Source organism: Vibrio sp. K4, assembly GCF_051122595.1.
GTDB lineage: Bacteria > Pseudomonadota > Gammaproteobacteria > Enterobacterales > Vibrionaceae > Vibrio > Vibrio owensii.
This window is the reverse complement of sequence record NZ_CP178578.1, coordinates 1,249,943-1,270,407: the sequence shown is the minus strand read 5'-3', so window position 1 is coordinate 1,270,407 and position 20,465 is coordinate 1,249,943. Positions and strand designations below refer to the sequence as shown.

Annotated in this window: 15 protein-coding genes; 8 read left to right on the top strand and 7 right to left on the bottom strand. The window is 45.2% G+C overall.

Annotated elements, in window-relative coordinates; all coding sequences use genetic code 11:
• Positions 1-63 precede the first annotated feature (63 nt).
• The 5 genes from ACLIIY_RS23345 (at position 64) to ACLIIY_RS23325 (ending at position 6,326) form a co-directional block, all read left to right on the top strand.
• Positions 64-2,169 (top strand): LruC domain-containing protein, encoded by a 2,106-nt coding sequence (locus ACLIIY_RS23345; RefSeq protein WP_434528584.1) that lies wholly within the window; start codon positions 64-66, stop codon positions 2,167-2,169.
• A 12-nt stretch (positions 2,170-2,181) separates the two neighbouring features.
• Complete coding sequence (locus ACLIIY_RS23340) at positions 2,182-2,688, top strand: hypothetical protein (protein ID WP_418091022.1); 507 nt, start codon at positions 2,182-2,184, stop codon at positions 2,686-2,688.
• A gap of 139 nt (positions 2,689-2,827) precedes the next feature.
• Complete coding sequence (locus tag ACLIIY_RS23335) at positions 2,828-3,127, top strand: hypothetical protein (RefSeq protein ID WP_020196635.1); 300 nt, start codon at positions 2,828-2,830, stop codon at positions 3,125-3,127.
• A gap of 55 nt (positions 3,128-3,182) precedes the next feature.
• Positions 3,183-4,013 (top strand): sulfurtransferase, encoded by an 831-nt coding sequence (locus ACLIIY_RS23330; protein WP_331419765.1) that lies wholly within the window; start codon positions 3,183-3,185, stop codon positions 4,011-4,013.
• A gap of 21 nt (positions 4,014-4,034) precedes the next feature.
• Positions 4,035-6,326: a bifunctional diguanylate cyclase/phosphodiesterase gene (locus ACLIIY_RS23325; protein ID WP_434528583.1), complete on the top strand. Its 2,292-nt coding sequence runs from the start codon at positions 4,035-4,037 to the stop codon at positions 6,324-6,326.
• 41 nt (positions 6,327-6,367) lie between these two features.
• On the opposite strand, the gene ACLIIY_RS23320 is transcribed toward ACLIIY_RS23325, so the two are convergent.
• Positions 6,368-7,663: a glycoside hydrolase family 18 protein gene (locus ACLIIY_RS23320; RefSeq protein WP_038895734.1), complete on the bottom strand. Its 1,296-nt coding sequence runs from the start codon at positions 7,661-7,663 to the stop codon at positions 6,368-6,370.
• 126 nt (positions 7,664-7,789) lie between these two features.
• Positions 7,790-8,791, bottom strand: coding sequence for a sugar-binding transcriptional regulator (locus tag ACLIIY_RS23315; protein ID WP_005435602.1), 1,002 nt, complete (start codon positions 8,789-8,791; stop codon positions 7,790-7,792).
• Positions 8,792-9,256: 465 nt separating this feature from the next.
• On the opposite strand from ACLIIY_RS23315, the gene tal reads away from it, so the two are divergent.
• Both tal and tkt read left to right on the top strand, forming a co-directional pair.
• Positions 9,257-10,207: a transaldolase gene (gene tal / locus ACLIIY_RS23310; RefSeq protein WP_005425862.1), complete on the top strand. Its 951-nt coding sequence runs from the start codon at positions 9,257-9,259 to the stop codon at positions 10,205-10,207.
• A gap of 125 nt (positions 10,208-10,332) precedes the next feature.
• A complete protein-coding gene (tkt, locus tag ACLIIY_RS23305) occupies positions 10,333-12,324 on the top strand; it encodes a transketolase (protein ID WP_005435601.1) in 1,992 nt (663 codons plus the stop codon).
• A gap of 116 nt (positions 12,325-12,440) precedes the next feature.
• On the opposite strand, the gene ACLIIY_RS23300 is transcribed toward tkt, so the two are convergent.
• The 3 genes from ACLIIY_RS23300 to aroG all read right to left on the bottom strand — a co-directional run bounded on the left by ACLIIY_RS23300 (position 12,441) and on the right by aroG (position 16,639).
• The gene (locus ACLIIY_RS23300; RefSeq protein WP_434528582.1) at positions 12,441-14,003 is read right to left on the bottom strand and encodes a methyl-accepting chemotaxis protein; all 1,563 of its coding nucleotides are present in this window, start codon (positions 14,001-14,003) and stop codon (positions 12,441-12,443) included.
• 221 nt (positions 14,004-14,224) lie between these two features.
• Entirely contained in the window at positions 14,225-15,397 is a 1,173-nt protein-coding gene (locus tag ACLIIY_RS23295; RefSeq protein ID WP_434528581.1) for an MFS transporter, read from the bottom strand.
• Between the two features lie 189 nt (positions 15,398-15,586).
• The gene (aroG, locus tag ACLIIY_RS23290; RefSeq protein ID WP_009706150.1) at positions 15,587-16,639 is read right to left on the bottom strand and encodes a 3-deoxy-7-phosphoheptulonate synthase AroG; all 1,053 of its coding nucleotides are present in this window, start codon (positions 16,637-16,639) and stop codon (positions 15,587-15,589) included.
• 460 nt (positions 16,640-17,099) lie between these two features.
• Here aroG and ACLIIY_RS23285 point away from each other — a divergent pair, with 460 nt between their 5' ends.
• Positions 17,100-18,080, top strand: a complete 981-nt coding sequence (locus ACLIIY_RS23285) for an OmpA family protein (protein ID WP_005435592.1) — start codon at positions 17,100-17,102, stop codon at positions 18,078-18,080.
• Positions 18,081-18,533: 453 nt separating this feature from the next.
• Here the strand turns inward: ACLIIY_RS23285 and cyoE are convergent, their stop codons facing one another.
• Positions 18,534-19,448, bottom strand: coding sequence for a heme o synthase (gene cyoE, locus ACLIIY_RS23280; RefSeq protein ID WP_078609782.1), 915 nt, complete (start codon positions 19,446-19,448; stop codon positions 18,534-18,536).
• Positions 19,441-20,460 carry a COX15/CtaA family protein gene (locus tag ACLIIY_RS23275; protein WP_434528580.1) on the bottom strand — a complete coding sequence of 340 codons (1,020 nt, stop codon included), beginning with the start codon at positions 20,458-20,460 and terminating at the stop codon, positions 19,441-19,443. Before ACLIIY_RS23275 ends, cyoE begins: the two co-directional genes overlap by 8 nt.
• Positions 20,461-20,465: the final 5 nt, after the last annotated feature.

Genomic DNA, 20,465 nt, shown 5'->3' with positions numbered 1-20,465 from the left:
ACAATTTAAAAGTTGGCACATTCCTTTCATTGCATATATCACGAACCAATGAGAGGGCGAATTATGAAAAGGACATCACTACTACTTGGGTCTCTAATAGCGAGCGCTTATGCACAAGCGGCGCCATTTGACACATGCCCAAGCAAAGCATACCTATTCCAATCAACCCCGGTTCAAATCTATGGCGTCAATTTGGTTACAGGTTCTACGACTCTTTTAGAGGACGACACAGGTTTGGCTTCGGGCATCAACGGTGTAGGCTTTAACTTCACTGACCGTTATATCTACGGCTACGACACCACAAACAAAAAGATTGTTCGTCTTGGTCAAGACTTCCAAGCAGAGACGCTTGATGTTTCGGGTCTTCCTACCGACCACACGTTTTACGTAGGTGACGTTTACAACCACGTCTACTACTTGTACCGCAAAGGCAAAGGACTTTTCTCCATTGACCTTTCTCCGCTCGATTCTGATCCAAATGCGACATTGAGCATCGTGAAAATTAGTTCAACAGCGACGGTGAACCTAACCGACTTTGCATTCCATCCAGGCGACGGTTCCCTTTACGGCATCGACAATAACTCTGGAGTGTTGTACCAGTTCAACCCATCGAATGGTAATACGACTGCGATAGGTGACACTGGTGAGTTAGGCACATTTGGTGCTGGCTACTTCGATGTAAACGGCAACTACTACGTGTCACGTAACCAAGATGGCAAAATCTATCGTGTTGACCTTTCGGAAGGCAACGCAGCCAATATCGCAGCAGGTATCGTTCCTGCGGTTGAGTTTGTATCCAACGGTCCAAGCTCAAGCCAAAATGATGGCGCACGTTGTGCAAACGCTCCCGTAATTGACGAAGATGAGCCAATTGATTTTGGTGACGCTCCAGACAGCTACCACACAACACTTGCGTCAAACGGTCCTCGCCACGAAGTGGACGGTGTAACTTGGCTTGGCTCTGTTGCTCCAGATGGCGATGCTGACGGTCAAGCAAACGACAACTCTGTTGGCACAGCTGATGAAGATGGTGTTGGTTTTGTATCCGCACTTGACCCAGGCTTAAGTTCAATTGTGAATGTGACGGCTTCTACTTCTGGCTACCTATCAGCATGGTTTGACTGGAACCGCGATGGTGACTTTGATGATGAAGGCGAACAAGTCTTTACTGACCAATTACTGTCTGCGGGTAATAATCCCCTACCGTTTGTCGTTTCAACCGCTGCAACGGAAGGTTCAAGCTGGAGCCGATTCCGCTTTAGCCAACAAACCGGATTAAACTACGATGGTGGTTCGACATCTGGTGAGGTGGAAGATTACCCAATAACCATCACTGGTAATGGCTACTCAGTGGAATATTTCCCGAGTGCAGAAGATTACGCCACCGTCGCTTACGAAGATAACTGGCCATACACCGCAGACTACGACATGAACGATGTGGTCGTGAAATTCCGCATTACTGAAACCAGTCTTGCTGGTCATGTTGAGAATATCCAGATTACAGGTGACCTAGCGGCTTACGGCGCAAGTTACAAAAATGGCTTCGCAATCCGACTACCGGGTGTATTGAGAAGCTCGATTGAAAACGGATTAACGACGCTATCCTTCAATGGTGTAGAGCAAGCATCCAACGGCTTAGAAAGTATTTCTGATGAAGCAATTTTCATCATCAGTGAAGACTTAAGCACACACGCGGCGAGCAGCTGTAGCTACTTCCGCACAGAGTCTGGCTGTGATGATAACGTTTCACTCACCTTTACCTTGAATGTGTACTTCACTGAAGGATCTGACCGTTCAGCGATTCAAGCCATGCCATACGACCCGTTCATCTTCGCAACACCGGGCACTTACCATGGCGATGGTATTACCTTCCAACCAGGTCGTAAATGGGAAGTTCACTTAGCAGACCAAGCACCAACAGAACAGTTTGATGACCAAAACCTCTTCGGTGTCGGCGTCGATGCAAGTGACCCCACACAAGGTGTGTACTTCAAAACAGCAAACAACTTACCTTGGGCACTGTTGATAGTAGAGGATTGGGATTGGCCGCTAGAGCGTGTAGACATGGTCGATGCATACCCTCAATTCCAAACTTGGGCTGAGTCTGGTGGCGAACTAAGCACAGATTGGCACACCGCTCCAACACCTAACAAATGCTACATTCCATAGGGAGATAACATTATGAAAGCACTTATCACAATCATCATGGGATTAGCACTAACAGCTTGTGGCGGAGGCGGAGGCGGTGGCGGCGGAGGTGGTGGTAACAGCACACCTCCACCAACCCAAACCACCGTGCCAGAGGAAGATACTACCCAGCAGGAAGAAACTACCGAAGAAGAGACAACGGTAACAGTAGAAGATGCAACCATGCAGGATCTAGTAGTACCAGATGACTTTAGCTACAACCCAGTGACGGAAGGTACGCTCAATGTAGACATCAGTGGTTTCTCTTCACAACGAGCACACCTAAGCGTGTACAAAGAGTTTGTAGAGAACAGTTCAGGTAACTACGACGCAAGATACCCAAGTAAAGTCGCATCGGTTCCACTCAACAACGGTACAGCAAACGTCGACTTTAATGTCTCTGATAGCCAAGGTAGCCTGCTTGTTGAGATTTGGTTCTATGACGGTAGTGACCCAATTCAGAAAGTGATTACTTCTGGGGACAACACTTGGACCATGTAACTGGGTAAATTGAAGGCATAGCGAAAGCAGCCTTTCAGAACAAATCTTCAATCTTTAACTTAAAAATCGCATCGTTCTTTTGAACATGCGATTTTTTTGTTGTAAAACAGTAGGATTAATCATCGAGCGGGAAAACACGTTGGACAACCCGAAAACCTTCATTTTGGTCTTTGTTGCTGCCATCGTCGCATTATGTTTGGCTCTGTGGCTAACATCTTCTGATGAAACACAAACCATCACCGCAAAAGTGATTTCAAATACCCTGACACAATCCCTCGATGGGCAAAGACGCTATCTCACCGTCGAGTCAGAGGTACTCGGAACAAAGCGTGTTGCGGTTCCAACCTCTGTCCATTGTCCTGAAGGTGCCTTAGTGACATTCAACCAAGCTACGGATTCACTCTTCGAGCAACCGCTCACGTTTTTAAACTGCGAATGAGCCTACTCTTCGAATTCATGTCAAACGTCATACTACTTTGAGGAAATGAAAAACAATGCAAGCACTGATCAGTACTGATGAACTCAATAGCCTTCTCGGCCAACCTAACGTCAAGCTCCTCGACGCTAGTATTGCGTTTCAAATCCCTTCTGAAGGTAAAAAGATCCAAGATAAGTGGATTCCAAACACTTTACGCTTTGATTACGACAATGACTTTTGTTTACCCGGTTCCTCCCTGCCGCATATGATGCCAACAGAAGAAGGCTTCAACCAAAGTGCGCAACAACTCGGTTTGAACAACGAGGACTTGATTGTGGTTTATGACAACTCTGGTACTTTAGCCGCACCAAGAGCTTGGTGGATGTTCAAGGCCATGGGACATAATAATGTTCGAGTCTTAAACGGTGGGCTTCCAGCGTGGATTGAAGCTGGATTCCCTGCCGAAGGTGCCCTATCGGAACCAAGCGAAAAAGGTAACTTTGCGGGCAAGCTCAACCAAAATGCCTTTTTGAGTGCACAAGATGTTCTTGCTCATTCAACCAATAAAAGTGCCAATATCATCGATGCCAGAGCCAAAGCCCGCTTCCTTGGTGAAGTGCCTGAGCCACGAGAAGGTCTACGTAGTGGGCACATTCCAAATTCGGTTTGCTTACCGTTTCAAGAACTCTTAACCAACGGTCACATTAAACCGAATTCAGAGTTGCAACAGATATTTAGCGCACTAACAATAGATAGTGATAATTCAATCATTTTTAGTTGCGGCTCCGGTGTGACCGCATGCATTTTATTACTCGCGGCGTATCAAATTGGTCTGGACAATCTGTCGGTGTACGACGGTTCTTGGACCGAATGGGGCGCTGACCACTCTCTACCTATCGAGCGTTAAGATCAGGAGCAGTAAAACGATATGATCGGCTTAAAGAAGAACATTTGGACGCTCTATATGACACTGTTTGCCATCAGTGTCGGATTGTTCTCTCTGTTTGGTCACTATCATTACGAATCCACTCTCGATAAATATAAGGACAAACAGCTCCTTCAATTGGAGTTGTTTGCTTCCTCTGTCGATTCTCTATTCAAGGGGCAAGAAACGCTGTTAGAAGTCGTTGGGCATCAACTGATTGACCAAAACGATTTCACTCGCACCGCTTCATTGCAAATGCGCCCTTTGCTTGATGACTTGATGGACATCCATCCCGCCATCGCCGCTTTTGGCCTGACGAATCCTGAAGGGGATTATCTCGCCATTAGTTCTAATCTGGATTTACAAAAACTCCACAACCTCAAGCAAGATCCTCAGACTAAACAGACTTTCGAAGCTGCACTGCAATCTGACCATATGGTCGTAGGTAGAACCTATTTCATGCCTGCGCTCGATTCATTAGTGATTCCAATTCGAAAAGCGATTCGAGATAAAAATGGTAAGGTGCTGGCGGTGATGACTGCTGGCTTCAACATGAACTCGTCTTTGGTGTTTAGAAATGATGTGCACGCCAACAAACACAATCGCGTGTCTTTGGTCCGAGAAGACGGTTACCTAACCTTTACCTCAGCGGAACAAGCAAGCCTATTCAGTTATACCCTTCCTGCTGATGGGCACAAAAAATCCATTGTTTTTGAACAGGTTGAGAAAAAGTACGGGTGGAGTCGAGAAACCGTCAAGGCGTTATCTGGTGCGGTCAATATTGTTGCAGATGATCCAAGAATTAATCAACTCGTCACGCTGAAGTACCTGCCTGATTACAAACTATGGGCCTCTTCTTCCACTGATCTACGCTACATCCAAAGTGGATTTTTTGACCAATTTGCGCTGTATTCCATTGTCTTTCTGTTTATCCAAGCGGGTTTTTACGCACTCGTTCGCTCTATTGCTAATAACGAACTGGCGACGCGCCAAAAGCTTCTTTACCAAGCGCATCATGATCACCTAACGCTGCTGCCAAATCGCGAATATCTCAGAACACATATCAAAGGTTGGTTAAGCGGGTCTTCAATGCCATTTACTTTGATGTTCATCGACATCGATAACTTTAAATCGGTCAATGACACTCATGGGCACGAGTTCGGCGACGAAGTGTTGAAGCAAATCGCACTGCGCTTGAAAAGCTTCGACAGTGATGGTCGATTGATTGTCAGAGAAGCCAGTGATGAGTTCATACTGCTCGTCAACCGCACCGATGAAAATGCCGTGCGAACATTGGCAAGTGATCTGATTCATTACTTGTCCGAGCCTTACCTTGTGAACGAAAACCAGTTTCTATTGAGTTGCAGCATTGGTGTTGCCCTCTACCCTTCACACGGTAAAAATTTAGACGCATTGCTTCGCTCCGCAGATATCGCGATGTATCAGGCGAAAAAAGAGCGCAATGCATACAGTGTGTTCGACCAACAAATGCAAGCCAAACACCTGCATAAAATGAAGGTTGAACAACGTTTGAGGTTAGCAATCGAACGACAAAATCTGTTCCTAGTTTATCAACCACAGTTAAACGTGAACGGTGAAATCTATGGTGTTGAAGCCCTAATTCGTTGGCAAGATGAAGAGCTTGGTTTTGTTCCACCAAATGAATTTATCCCCGTAGCGGAAAGCTCAGGCTTGATGGTGAGACTGGGTGAATTAATCATCGAGAAAAGTTTGGTCGATATGGCTCGCCTAACCAAACTAGCCTCTCAACCAATTCAAATGTCGATAAACATCTCGGTCAAACAGTTCATTCAAGTCAACTTTATCGACGACTTAGTGGCGTTGATTGATAAACATGGGGTCGACCAACATCGCATCACACTCGAAATCACCGAGAACCTATTTATTGAAGACCTCAACAAGTTTGCCCCGATTTGCGAACGCTTGCACACTCTAGGCTTCAAGATTTCTTTGGATGATTTTGGTACGGGCTACTCTTCCCTTTCGATGCTCAAAGCGTTACCGATTGATGAAGTTAAAATCGATAAGAGCTTTGTCGACAATATCGAGAACGACGAAAAAGCACTGAACATGGTGCAAAACATCATTGCTATCGGTAAAAACTTTGGGATGAAAGTGCTTGCTGAAGGGGTTGAAACACGTCAGCAACGCGATCAACTTGCCGCGTGTGGCTGTGATTTGATTCAAGGTTATTTCTATTCCAAACCCCTGCCTTTTGAACGGTTGGTTAGCTTTGCTGAAGAGAACCACAACGAAAAAGCCGTCGAACAATAGCGACGGCTTGATTTACGTGATTATTGCGTAAGGGACAGAGACTAGTTCTGCATTTCCTTATACATCACTTCGACTAACTCCCCTTTCGGATCTCCTGATAGTTCCCATGTAAAGATCCCACCAAGGTTTGATTGTTTCGCCCAATCTGCTTTGGCTTTTATAGAACGCTGATCTTCGAATGAGATGAACACCTTCTTATCTGGGTTCCAAAGGTAAGGCGCTTGAGCTTGCTCATCATATTTGTACTCATATCCCTGTTTCGTGCTGTAGTTCTTCATCAGATCCCAGAACATGAAGTAGCCATTCTCACCAGTACCGAACTGTGCGCCTTGCTCAGAAACTAGGTCTTGAGTTGGTAAGCCACCGGAGAAATCTTTGGTACCTTGCCAGCCACGGCCGTAGAACGCCGCACCAATCACTAGTTTTTCACTCGGAATGCCCAACTCAATCATTTGATTAATGAACACGTCTGCACCCATCCCCCACCAACTGCGGTCGGTCGCATGTAGGTTAGTTGTATGCCCAGTCTGTTGCCCCCAACCGCCAAGGAAATCGTAAGTCATCGCAAACATGTTGGTTAGGTAAGGCTGCGCCGCTTTCCAATCGATGCCCGCCGCTTTTGGACCAACACCCACCGCGGTTGAAAGCTCGTACTCACGCTTGGTCTTTTTCGCTAGTGTATCTAAATCACCACGCATGGTTTTAACTAGATATGTGAAGGCGTCACGTTCAAGCGCTTTCTGCTCATCCGTCAACTTGGTATCTGGGTTCCAAGGAGAAGTCGTTAAACCGCCGCCACCTGGATATTCCCAATCCAAGTCAATGCCATCGAAGAAATCGTATTGAGCAATCAACTCAACAGCCGTTTTAGAGAATTGATCCATCGCTTGCTGGTTTTTAGCCATTGCATGGAAAGGTTCAGACATGGTCCAACCGCCAAAAGAAGGGAGAATTTTCAGATCAGGGTGTTGCTTCTTAAGTTCGGCTAATTGAGCGAAGTGCCCTTTATATGGAACGTCGACAGAGACCGGACCAAAATCTTTTTCAAGTGCCGCCTCGGTATCAACCAGAATCGCGGTGTACGGCTCTTTGCCTTCACATTGCTTAGCGACTAACTTTTGCACTGTCTCAGATGCGCCAGTATGAGGGCCACACATGCTCAAAAACGCATAGATGATATGGGTCAGGTTATCAGCTGGGATGTCTTTTACTGTATATGGGTTGTCTGCGTTAGCGTATTGCCAGTCAGCAAAATAGCCTGCGACGACTTTTTGCTCGGCTTGCGCCATGCCTGTTAACCCCGTAAATAAAGCAGCTGCGAGAAGTGTCTTTTTCATAATTTCCTCCAGAGTAATCAACTACAAATTACTCCTGAGGATTATTTTTAACTTGGAAACGAAATCAGGCTGCGAGTCATTTATAAATCCTCACAGCCTGATTACATAGTTTGCATATTATTTGTGCTAAACCTCTGATGTACTGTTGCCGTGCATCTGTTCATCCAAGTTAAGAACCGTCAATGCATTACTAACGCTGGTTGCAATAACATCAATCGCGCCAGTTCTTAAAGCACCTAATAGTGCGAGTGGCTTGCTGTTTTCCGCCGCAATCGCAATCACTTCTGCAATCGGTCTAAACTCTTCGATACCTAAACCGATGACTCGGTCACTCATCACTGTGTTTGCGACGTTGCCGTGAATATCAAAGAAGTCGTAGCCAGCAAAATCCCCGACGACACCTTGCATCAAACGAGATTGCACCACTTCATCTGGAGTGAACCATCCAAGGTCAACCATGTAGCTGTTTTCACTCATATCACCGATACCGACAAGGGCTACATCTGCTTTACGTGCAAGATCGAGCGTTTGTTTAACCGTAGCATTTTGCATGAAGGCAATTTTCTGCTCTCGGTTTTCAGCGTAAGCCGGTGCATAAAGGGTTTCGGAGGTTCCACCATATTTCTTAGCAAACTGTCGGCAAATGTGGTCGGCGTTAAACATACCGCCACGAGGGTGAATCCCGCCGATGCCGCACACAAACTTACAATCACGCGGCGTAATAACACCAATGTGGTGAGCCACGGAAGACACATTACGCCCTTGCCCAACCGTCACCACCATGCCGTTCTTGAGCGTGCTAGTGAGGTAGTTCGAGACTAAACCTGACACTTGAAGACGCTGCGCTTCTTCATTGGGCTGATCCAATGCCACTAGCGCGCGTTTCACACCAAAGCGGTCAATCAAACGTTGCTCGATCTTGGCGCTGAACACTGGATGGTACTTTACGGTGATTTCAACAATCCCTTCATCACGTGCCTGTTTGAGCATTCGCCCTACTTTGGCACGAGAAATGGAAAATTTTCTGGATATCTCTTCCTGTGTTGCACCATCTTGATAATAAGCAACGGAAATCTCCGTTAGTAAGTCTGTGCTTTCAATAGAAATATCTTGGTTAGAACTGCTCATGGTTTTTCTCGCCCTTTTAGAGGATCGACATTGTATGCATTAGTGAGCATCTGCTCATTGACTTAGCATATGTTACCCTCCAATTTTACTGCGACATTTGCTCACTGCAATGACATTTTCTCACTACTTAATTTTATTAATCTCAGCACTGCTCAAGCCTTGAACAATAAGGGCAAACGTTTATTTCGGCCATGCTCTGAACACACAGCAAAAAAACGTTGATGAACTTCACTTAAAGTCGGTTTCGGCGATTGACTTTCAGCATGGATAGGATAAATATGGATTCATCATTTACTCAGCTACCGATCAAATGTTCATAGCAAATGTTCGGTACCGAAATTTTCCGTAGTTGGCTGAGCAGATGTCTCGTTAAATATGATGAGACGATTAGCCGACACGCTTGCAAATGCACAAGCTGTGGTATTGAAAACCACACTTAAGCCCATTTATATAGGATGATCGATTATGAGCAACAAGTTAGAGCAACTTCGTAAACTAACAACTGTAGTAGCGGACACTGGTGAAATTGACGCAATCAAAAAGTACCAACCTGAAGATGCAACAACGAACCCATCTCTTATCCTAAAAGCGGCTCAAATCGAAGAGTACGCACCTCTAATCGACGCTTCTATCGAATACGCAAAAGCACAAAGCAACGACAAAGCACAACAAGTACAAGACACTTGTGACATGCTTGCAGTAAACATCGGCAAAGAGATCCTAAAAACTATCCCTGGCCGTATCTCTACAGAAGTAGATGCTCGTCTTTCTTACGACACAGAAGGCAGCGTTGCTAAAGCTCGCCAGCTTGTAAAAATGTACAACGACGCAGGCATCACTAACGACCGCATCCTAATCAAACTGGCTTCTACTTGGGAAGGTATCCGCGCTGCAGAGATCCTAGAGAAAGAAGGCATCAACTGTAACCTAACGCTTCTATTCTCTTTCGCGCAAGCTCGTGCATGTGCTGAAGCAGGCGTATTCCTAATCTCACCATTCGTTGGCCGCATCATGGACTGGTACAAAGCGAAAGAAGGTCGTGACTTTGAAGCTTCAGAAGATCCAGGTGTAATCTCTGTAACAGACATCTACAACTACTACAAAGACTACGGTTACAACACAGTTGTTATGGGCGCAAGCTTCCGTAACATCGGCGAGATCCTAGAACTTGCTGGCTGTGACCGTCTAACTATCGCTCCTGCTCTTCTTGCTGAGCTAGAAGCTGCTGAAGGCGAAGTTGTAGAGAAACTGGTTGATTCTAAAGGTTCTAAAGAGCGTCCAGCTCCAATGTCTCACGCTGAGTTCCTATGGGAGCACAACCTAGACGCAATGGCTGTTGAGAAAGTAGCTGAAGGTATCCGTAACTTCGCGGTTGACCAAGGCAAACTAGAAGACATGATCGCAGCTAAGCTTTAATTGCTTACCAAAAGCGAGTAGCCAGCCTACTCGCTTTTAGCATCAGCGCTTTATTCAAAAAATTCTATTTGAACTTGTTCCGACGAGTTCCCTCTATTTAAATCAAATATCGAGAAGTAACTACTATGGATCGTAAATATCTAGCTAATGCAATCCGTGCACTAAGCATGGACGGTGTTCAACAAGCTAACTCTGGTCACCCAGGGGCACCTATGGGTATGGCTGACATCGCTGAAGTACTTTGGCGTTCTCACCTAAACCACAACCCATCAAACCCAGAGTGGGCTGACCGCGACCGTTTCGTACTGTCTAACGGCCACGGCTCTATGCTTATCTACTCTCTACTGCACCTTGCAGGCTACGAGCTATCTATCGACGATCTTAAGAACTTCCGTCAGCTTCACTCTAAGACTCCTGGTCACCCAGAGTACGGCTACGCACCAGGTATCGAGACAACAACCGGTCCTCTAGGTCAAGGCATCACTAACGCTGTTGGTATGGCAATGGCTGAGAAAGCGCTAGCGGCTCAGTTCAACAAAGAAGGCCACGACATCGTTGACCACTTCACTTACGTGTTCATGGGTGATGGCTGTCTGATGGAAGGTATCTCGCACGAGGCATGTTCTCTCGCTGGTACACTAGGCCTTGGCAAACTGATCGCATTCTGGGATGACAACGGCATCTCTATCGACGGTCACGTTGAAGGTTGGTTCTCTGACGATACACCTAAGCGTTTTGAATCTTACGGCTGGCACGTAATCCCTGCTGTAGACGGTCACGACTCTGAAGCGATCAACGCAGCAATCGAAGCGGCAAAAGCAGATCCACGCCCTACGCTTATCTGTACTAAAACTATCATCGGTTTTGGTTCACCAAACAAATCTGGTTCACACGACTGTCACGGTGCGCCACTAGGTGCTGAAGAAATTGCAGCAACACGTAAAGAACTAGGTTGGGAGCACGGTCCTTTTGAAATTCCGCAGGAAGTCTACGCAGAGTGGTCAGCGAAAGAAGCAGGCGCAGCTAAGGAAGCAGCGTGGGACGAGAAATTTGCAGCTTATGAAGCAGCGTACCCTGAGCTGGCAGCTGAATTCAAACGCCGCGTAAACGGCGACCTACCAGCTGAGTGGGAAGAGAAAGCAAACCAAATCATTGCTGACCTTCAAGCAAACCCAGCAAACATCGCATCACGTAAAGCATCTCAAAACGCACTAGAAGCGTTTGGTCAAATGCTTCCAGAATTCATGGGCGGCTCTGCTGACCTTGCGCCTTCTAACCTAACTATGTGGTCTGGTTCTAAGTCTCTAGAAGCGAACGACTTCTCTGGTAACTACATCCACTACGGTGTACGTGAATTCGGCATGACAGCAATCATGAACGGTATCGCACTACACGGCGGTTTTGTTCCTTACGGCGCAACATTCCTAATGTTCATGGAATACGCACGTAACGCTATGCGTATGGCTGCTCTGATGAAAGTTCAGAACATCCAAGTTTACACGCACGACTCTATCGGTCTTGGCGAAGATGGTCCAACTCACCAACCGGTTGAGCAAATCGCGTCTCTACGTCTTACTCCAAACATGAGCACATGGCGTCCATGTGACCAAGTTGAGTCTGCAGTAGCATGGAAACTAGCAATTGAACGTAAAGATGGCCCATCGGCGCTTATCTTCTCTCGTCAAAACCTAGCGCAACAAGAGCGTACAGCTCAGCAAGTTGCTGATATCGCTAAGGGTGGTTACATCCTGAAAGATAGCGATGGTAAGCCTGAACTAATCCTAATCGCGACAGGTTCTGAAGTTGAACTAGCAGTGAAAGCAGCAGAGCAGCTAACCGCTGAAGGTAAGAAAGTACGCGTTGTTTCAATGCCTGCAACAGATACATTCGACAAACAAGACGCAGCTTACCGTGAATCAGTACTACCATCAGACGTAACTGCACGTATCGCTATCGAAGCGGGCATCGCTGACTTCTGGTACAAGTACGTTGGCTTCGACGGTCGCATCATCGGTATGACAACATTCGGTGAATCTGCACCAGCTGACCAACTATTCGAAATGTTTGGTTTCACTGTAGAAAACGCAGTAAACACAGCAAAAGAACTGCTAGCTTAATCGCTTAGTATTATCAGTTTTCTCTATTGCGAATTTGAAAACTGAAAAGCCCCGCTTCGGCGGGGCTTTATTTTATCTAATCATTTTTCAACAACGATTCAGCTAGCTGGTTTGAATCACTTCTCTTCAAACTGAATAGCAAGTCGATAGAAGTCTTGAACTTGATCTTTCAACTGCTTACTGTTCTGTTCTACAGAATGTGTAGCCGCTAAGTTCTGCTCTGCTGTCGACGCAATAGAATGAATGTGCTGATTCACGTCGCTAGAAAGCTGTAACTGCTTATTGGCAGAGTCCGCCACATTCACCATCAAACCACTCATGGTTTGCATCATCTGTTCTACCTCAGACAGACGCGCCGCACTTTGTTCAGCCACTTGCGAACAGGTGTCTGTTTGATCTTTATTAGCGATGATATCCTTCTGCCAGCCTTGAATCGTCATTAGCATAGCTTCAATGGATGCTTTGATTTGCTCAGTCGCATTCGAGGTACGTCCAGAAAGCGCCCTCACCTCATCCGCCACAACAGCAAAGCCACGACCTTGTTCACCTGCTCGCGCTGCCTCAATTGCAGCATTGAGTGCTAGCAGATTAGTTTGATCGGCAATTCCACCAATCTCTTCCATTAATTGACTGACCTTTTGTGCTTGGTCACTCAATTGATACGTTGTTTCTGTCGCCTTCTCAGCTTGTAAGCTTAGTTGCGCTAGGTTGGTATGGGTTTGATCTATTGTCTCTTTCGCCATTAAACAGGATTTCAGAGTATCATCAATCAGCAGATGAGCATCGTGAGTGCTGGATGAAACCGAATTCGCTGATGCCTCCATCGAGTCAGCAGCATCGCGAACTTCATGGATGTCTTTGTTCTGTTGCGTCAAAGCAGTAAGTACTTCTGCCGTGGTATGACTTAACTCTTCAGCGCAATTTTGGAGCGGTCTTGCCGAGTCCGTCATACGCCCCAAAACGGTACGAATACGAGCGGAGAGCATTTTGATGTGAAAGTCCGCGATAGAGAATGGTTTATTACCGGAATACACCAAGCGACTCACACTGTCGTATTGTGCTTGCAGTTTTTTAAACTGTTGCGGCGTATCAATGAGTTCTTGGCGGAATAACACGGTAAGCACGCCTGCCGGTAATAATGTCGCAAGCCAAGCGAGTGGCCCTTCAAGTGATAAAGCAAAGCTAGTGATCGGTGCGGCTAATGCACCTAGAAGAATCGCATAGCGTAGTGTTTCATTTAACTTCAGTGACCATGCACGTCCCGACTTCTCTGCTTTCAAAAGCCCTTGATAAGCCTTAGAAGCGATATCAACCCATTCACGCTTTGGTTTCACACGAACCGATTGATAGCCCACCATTTGATGGCCTTCATAAATTGGGGTTACGTAAGCATCGACCCAATAGTAACCACCCGACTTCGTACTGTTCTTTACAATTCCGCGCCACGCTTTGCCTTGTTTTAGGCGAGCCCACATATCACCAAAAGCGGCTTTGGGCATATCTCCGTGGCGAACGATATTGTGGTTTTGTCCGAGCAGTTCGTCGTGGCTGTATTCTGCGATTCGACAAAACGCATCATTACAGTAAGTAATGACACCTTTAAGATCGGTTGTTGAGACCAGCTCGTCGGAATCCCCTACAAGGGTTTCTTGAGCTTTATTGGAAGTTGAGACTGACATAGATGAGGCTTCTATAGTTTTTATTAAATTGCGACAGGTTATATACACGATTGTTATATTTATTACAAAATGCTAGAGAAAAAACCTTACAGAGGCGACATTTCGAGCTCGAAAAACTTACTTAGATAACAATAATTAACCAATTATTTTGTGGGTTGTGAGCCGATAGACAAAAAAGACCCAGCGTACATAACTGGGTCTTATAAAATCTTGAAGTTGATTTATGCAACTTGAGATTCAGAGTTATTATTCGCCTTGATAAAAAATATTCCCATCACCAATAGGACAAAAGGCAGAACGTACAAATTCAAGCTCTGCCATCCTACGGTAGATTCCAACCAACCAGACAAAAGCGCAGTAACGGTGACGCAGCTGAACACGAAAAATTCATTAAACGCCTGCGCTTTACTCTTGTTCTTTGCTTCATAACTCTGGCTAAACAAGCTTGTTGCAGCGATAAACATGAAATTCCATCCAACCCCGAGTAAGATCAACGCGGTACTGAAATGCCAAATAGAAAGTCCGTGCATATTAATCGCGATACACGCAATAAACAGTACTCCACCAGCTAAGATCATCTTCTTCGCCCCAAACTTCTCGATCAAACTGCCCGTAAAGAAAGCAGGAACAAACATGCCCAAGACATGCCATTCAATCACGCCAGCCGCTCTGGTGAAGTCAAAGCCACAACCAATCATCGCCAATGGCGTTGCTGTCATCAGAATATTCATGACAGCATAGGCAACCATCGCGGCTAGAACTGCGATCATAAAGTTAGGACGGCGAACAATGACTTTTATCGAGTCTGTTTTTAAATGCGAATTCTGGGTGTGTGCCGGGGGGAATCGAATCGTTTGAAGCAAAATGAGTGCGGTAACATACAAACCAATCAATACAGCAAACGCACTAATATACAGTCCATCGCCTGACCACTTTTGTGAATAGACAGCGAGGTTTGGCCCTAATACTGCGGCAAGTACCCCACCCGCCATGGAAATAGAAATTGCGCGGTGCCTCGCAGATTCATCACAAACTTCAATCGCAGCAAATCGATAGAGCGTACCAAATCCAATCCCTACACCTAATAAAAACGTAGAAGCACAAAACAAAGTGAAGTTTTCTAACGAAAGCGCATAAGTTGCTAATGAAGCGCCAAAGATGCCAATAACGTTACCCAAGCTAAAACCTAGACGACGCCCTAGTTTCCCCATAATTAAGGAAGCAGGAATCGTCGCTGACATTAAGCCAAGAAATTGCAACGCTACTGGTAGAGTAATCATGCTTGAAGAAGGAGCGATTTGCTTTCCGATGAGTGCGATGACTGAGATTAAGAGAATGTTCCCTGTCATTAATAAAGCTTGGCAAAGTGACAATAGCCAGACGTTTCTGTTCATCTCATTCCTTGAGTGTTTTTTAATCTATGCCCACACCATAACGGATTTAAAACTAAAACACATGACTTATGTGCAACACGTTTATTCTTGTTTTGGTTTATTTGGATATAACCGATTTCATTCTATTTTTTTCAGAACATTAAAAAAGCCAGCAAGTTGCTGGCTTTTATGAACACGAAATATTGATGCTTATTTAGCGCGACGAGCTTTTACAGCATCTGATAACTGACGTAAAACGGTTTCCGTATCTTCCCAACCAATACATGCATCTGTAATAGATTGACCGTAGTTAGCGACTTTGCCGTCTACTAAGTCTTGACGACCTTCAACAAGGTGAGACTCAATCATTACACCGAAGATTGCGTCTTCGCCGCCAGAAATCTGCTCTGAAACATCATCAGAAACCAGCATTTGACGCTTAAACTGCTTAGAGCTGTTTGCATGGCTGAAGTCGATCATGACTTTCTTCGGCAGACCAGCAGCATCTAGCTCATCTTTGATTTGTGCAACATGAGATGCGCTGTAGTTTGGCTCTTTACCACCACGTAGAATGATGTGACAGTCAGGGTTACCTGCTGTTTCTACGATTGCAGAGTGGCCGTATTTTGTTACTGATAGGAAGTGGTGAGAGGCGCTTGCAGAGCGGATTGCGTCGCTAGCGATCTTGATGTTGCCATCAGTACCGTTTTTAAAGCCAACTGGGCAAGACAAACCTGACGCTAGCTCACGGTGTACCTGAGATTCAGTTGTACGTGCACCGATAGCACCCCAGCTAATAAGGTCAGCGACATACTGTGGCGTGATCATATCTAGGAATTCACTCGCCGTAGGAAGGCCCATGTCAGTAAGATCAAGCAACAGCTTACGACCAATACGAAGACCATCATTCAGCTTGTAAGTATCATTTAGGTACGGGTCGTTGATTAAACCTTTCCAACCAACCGTGGTACGTGGCTTTTCAAAGTAAACACGCATGACCACTTCAAGTTGCTCACCTAATTCATCACGAAGCACTTTGAGCTTTTTGCCGTACTCGACAGCAGCTTCTGGATCGTGAATAGAACATGGACCAACGATCACAAGCAGACGGTCATCTTTACCTTCAAGAATATTGTGGATGGCATTACGACATTCAAAAGTGGTTGTGGAAGCAGTTTCGGTTGCCGGAAATTTCTCAAGCACTGCAACAGGTGGCAATAGCTCTTTTACTTTATTAATTCTTACATCATCAGTTTGAAACATTACTTCTACTTCCTAATTACTATCCCAGACCCACTAATTTGCCCAAACTTTACTCAGTGCAACATTGTTCACAAAGCAAGCAATAATAAGGGCTGTGGGCTTATTTAATTGTGTCAATGCAAGTAACTTATCGACTTAGAAGAACAGTTGCAATCACTTTTTTTAAAAAAATGCAAATTAACACTCTATGTTCAAAACAAAACACAGTGTAAATTTTAATGTACGCAAAAAGTTCAAAATAATCATATATTTTCCTGTAACTTTGAAAAAGTTGTCTACAATGTAAGAAATATCAGAAGTTTGTGAGGGAGTTCGCGACTAAAAGTGTAGCAAGATCTAAGATATTGTTGCTTGATGTTAAATTAAATGACTATTAAACTAATTTCTTATAACTACCTAGTTTTACTCAAATTGTTAAAACAAAGTAGAAATTAATATGCAATCAATACAAGGAAACACTATGAAAAAAGTAGCAATTGCAGTAGCAGCAGTGGTAGCTGGTGGTTTAATTAACTCTGCTCAAGCTGAAATGTATATCGGGGGCAAAGTAGGCATGACTACACTAGATGATGCTTGCTATTTAAACAGCCCTTGTGATGATGATGCTTTCGGTGCCGGAATGCACATTGGTTACGACTTTACCGATATCATTGGTCTTGAGTACGGCGTTGATTACTTAGGTAACTACGAAGCTAACTTCAAGTCAGGGGCTAATACGGCTAACACAATTGATGGTGATCTATGGGCGCTAACGCTTGCACCTAAATTCAATTGGCACCTAAACGACACGTGGAACCTATTCGCGAAAGTCGGTGGTGCTTACATGATCTCTGGTGACGAGAAAGACATCGTTCCTACAGGTTCATTAGGTGCGGAATACACTATCGATAGAAACTGGAGCGTTCGTGCAGAGTACCAACGTTACCAAGATATTTCTGACGACGTTCTAGATGATATGGACGCTAACTTCTTCGGCATCGGCGTTAACTACAAGTTCGCAGCAGCACCTGTTGTAGCGGCAGTAGTAACAGAAGAGGTGATGGAAGAAGAACCAGTAATGATGACGAAGACGCACAAAGAAGAGTACGGTACAGGTACGTTTGAATTCGACAGTGCAACACTTACTGATTCAGTATCTGAGCGTCTAGACAACTTCGTTAACTTCTTGAACGAGTACCCACAAGCTCAAGTTGAAATCACTGGTTACACAGATAGCTCTGGTCCAGCAGCATACAACCAAAAACTGTCTGAGCGTCGTGCTCAATCTGTTGCAGATTACCTAATCGCAGCAGGTATCGATGCAGACCGCTTCACAGTTAAAGGTATGGGTGAAGAGAACCCTGTAGCTGACAACAGCACTCACGAAGGTCGCGAGAAGAACCGTCGTGTTGAAGTTGTAGTTCCTGAGTTCCAATACGAAGAACTAGTTCAACCAGAATAAGAGTTACCGCTCTAATTTCTAGTCTAAGGGATGTTTCGGCATCCCTTTTTGTTTGCCTCTTATTTGTTCACTTCAGTACCATTTGCCGCTAAGACTCTCTCAACTCTCTCACTGTCTAAATCAAACTTCTTATTTGCTCCGTCATAACACTTCTGGTTCTAGCTCTTAAATTAAAGGCGACAGTTTAAGCTCATAGATTAAGGGTTTGTTCAGCAAGACTTGACGGAGTTCAACGGAAAGCCGTGTGGCAGTTCTTCATGAGTCCTTCTCTCCCGTTGCTAACTAAAGCGTGATTCATAAATCCTCAGCTATTAGCACAAGCGCTCAAAAAGGTATTTATCAAACGGTTTGGGGCGCACTACTAAGCAGTTACACCGCAAAATGATTAGATATAAAGGCCAACAAAAAACCGCACTTGTTCAGTGCGGTTTGGAGAAACAAAGAAGAGAGCACCTATAGCGAGAAGAGCAAACCAAGATAATGGTCTGCCAACAAAGCAACAAACAAAGCAAGTAAGTGATAAATGGAGAATTTGAATGTTTCCATAGCGCTGTTTTGTTCAGGTGAGAACTTCAATTTCCACGCGTGATACATAAAGCCAATGTTAAGAAGCAAAGAAGAGAAAAGATAAACCGAACCGACCATCCCCACCAGCACAGGCAGAATACAAACGAGCGTGAGTAAAACTGTGTACAGAAGAATCGAAGTTTTGGTGTACTCAATACCATGGGTGACCGGGAGCATTGGAATATCCACTTTTCGATAATCTTCGACCCGATGAATCGCCAATGCCCAGAAATGAGGTGGCGTCCATATAAAGATAATCATCACCAAAAGCCAAGCATGGGCGTGTAACTCTCCCGTCACTGCAGTCCATCCTAAAAGTGGCGGCATAGCACCTGCAATTCCGGCAATTACAATGTTTTGTGGGGTCGCCCGTTTAAGGTACATGGTGTAAACCACCGCGTAACCGAGCAAGCTTAAAAACGTCATCCAAGCTGTTAACGGATTAACCAGTGCATACAGAAGTACAAAACCAACAACACCTAACGTAACAGCAAACAACGCGACTGATAACGGATTCGTGTCACCAGAAGGCAGAGGACGCTTGTGAGTTCGAGCCATTCGCGCATCAATACGGCGATCGATGAGATGATTAAACGCTGCCGCCGACCCCGCCATCAAACCAATGCCAATGAGACCTATCGCCGCTTGTAGCCAAGGAAAACTGGCAACCGGCGCTAAGCTCATTCCGACAATGGCGGTAATCAACATAAGCGCAACCACTTTGGGTTTTGTTAGTTTTAAATAAGTTGAACCGAGCTTCTTCTTACCACTTTCTAGCGGTAACGCGATTTCTTTACTCATAGCGAACTCCTTTCGCTTGATGACTCCAACGAGCTTTACCCTGCCATAGGTAGAACTGACTCACACAGATAAGTGAAAGCATGACCGCTGCGCCTAAATTGTGCGCAACTGCCACATAGATAGGAAGTTGGAACACAACATTGCTTACGCCCAATAGGATTTGGCAAACCAAAGCTAAGCCAATCCATACACCCAAGCGTTGAGAATGGTGTGAGTCTTGTTTTAATAGTAATACGCAGTAAATTAGCACAACACATGCGGTAATGATGGCACCAATACGATGGCTGACATGAATTGTCATTCGAGCTGGGTAATCTAGAACACCAAACTCATAGTTATCAAACCCTGTTTGCCAGAAAGAAAACGCCTCTTTCCAAGATAAGTAACTGGTCCAGTTCCCCTCACAAATCGGTAAAGCGGTGCACATAAGAGCGGCGTAGTTGGATGATGTCCAACCACCAAGCAAGACCTGTGTTAACACTACGCCAAACGCGATCAAGGAAAAGGTTCTTACGTTTTTGGAAGATGGCGAAAAGTAGAGGCTGTTCTGAGATTTTATCTGACAATAGAATATCGCTTGGAGAGCAAGCAATGTAAATCCACCCAGTAGGTGCAACATAACAATCACTGGCATGAGTTTTAAAGTTACGGTCCACATTCCCAATGCTGCCTGACCAATAACTAAGACGCAGAGTAAAATCGGAATCGTCGCATCAACACGTTCAGCCCTAACGGCAACAATCGCCATCATCAAAATTACGAGCCCTAAGGTGCCCGCGAAATAACGATGAATCATCTCCAGCCAAGCCTTTCCCTGCTCCACTGCACGTTCTGGAAATAATGCATTCGCTCGAGAAACTTCAGCATCGGTTTGAGGAACCAGTAACTGACCGTAACATCCAGGCCAATCTGGGCACCCTAGACCTGCATCAGCAAGGCGTGTGTATGCACCTAGCATAATGACAACAAGGGTAAGACAAAGACTGAACTTAACTAAACGTTTTAACGCCATATCAC

Bases quoted from the DNA above. Each gene is read 5' to 3' on its own strand.
- ACLIIY_RS23345 (WP_434528584.1), top strand. From the start codon at position 64: ATGAAAAGGACATCACTACTACTTGGGTCTCTAATAGCGAGCGCTTAT.
- ACLIIY_RS23340 (WP_418091022.1), top strand. From the start codon at position 2,182: ATGAAAGCACTTATCACAATCATCATGGGATTAGCACTAACAGCTTGT.
- ACLIIY_RS23330 (WP_331419765.1), top strand. From the start codon at position 3,183: ATGCAAGCACTGATCAGTACTGATGAACTCAATAGCCTTCTCGGCCAA.
- ACLIIY_RS23325 (WP_434528583.1), top strand. From the start codon at position 4,035: ATGATCGGCTTAAAGAAGAACATTTGGACGCTCTATATGACACTGTTT.
- ACLIIY_RS23320 (WP_038895734.1), bottom strand. From the start codon at position 7,663: ATGAAAAAGACACTTCTCGCAGCTGCTTTATTTACGGGGTTAACAGGC.
- ACLIIY_RS23315 (WP_005435602.1), bottom strand. From the start codon at position 8,791: ATGAGCAGTTCTAACCAAGATATTTCTATTGAAAGCACAGACTTACTA.
- tal (WP_005425862.1), top strand. From the start codon at position 9,257: ATGAGCAACAAGTTAGAGCAACTTCGTAAACTAACAACTGTAGTAGCG.
- tkt (WP_005435601.1), top strand. From the start codon at position 10,333: ATGGATCGTAAATATCTAGCTAATGCAATCCGTGCACTAAGCATGGAC.
- ACLIIY_RS23300 (WP_434528582.1), bottom strand. From the start codon at position 14,003: ATGTCAGTCTCAACTTCCAATAAAGCTCAAGAAACCCTTGTAGGGGAT.
- ACLIIY_RS23295 (WP_434528581.1), bottom strand. From the start codon at position 15,397: ATGAACAGAAACGTCTGGCTATTGTCACTTTGCCAAGCTTTATTAATG.
- aroG (WP_009706150.1), bottom strand. From the start codon at position 16,639: ATGTTTCAAACTGATGATGTAAGAATTAATAAAGTAAAAGAGCTATTG.
- ACLIIY_RS23285 (WP_005435592.1), top strand. From the start codon at position 17,100: ATGAAAAAAGTAGCAATTGCAGTAGCAGCAGTGGTAGCTGGTGGTTTA.
- cyoE (WP_078609782.1), bottom strand. From the start codon at position 19,448: ATGAGTAAAGAAATCGCGTTACCGCTAGAAAGTGGTAAGAAGAAGCTC.
- ACLIIY_RS23275 (WP_434528580.1), bottom strand. From the start codon at position 20,460: ATGGCGTTAAAACGTTTAGTTAAGTTCAGTCTTTGTCTTACCCTTGTT.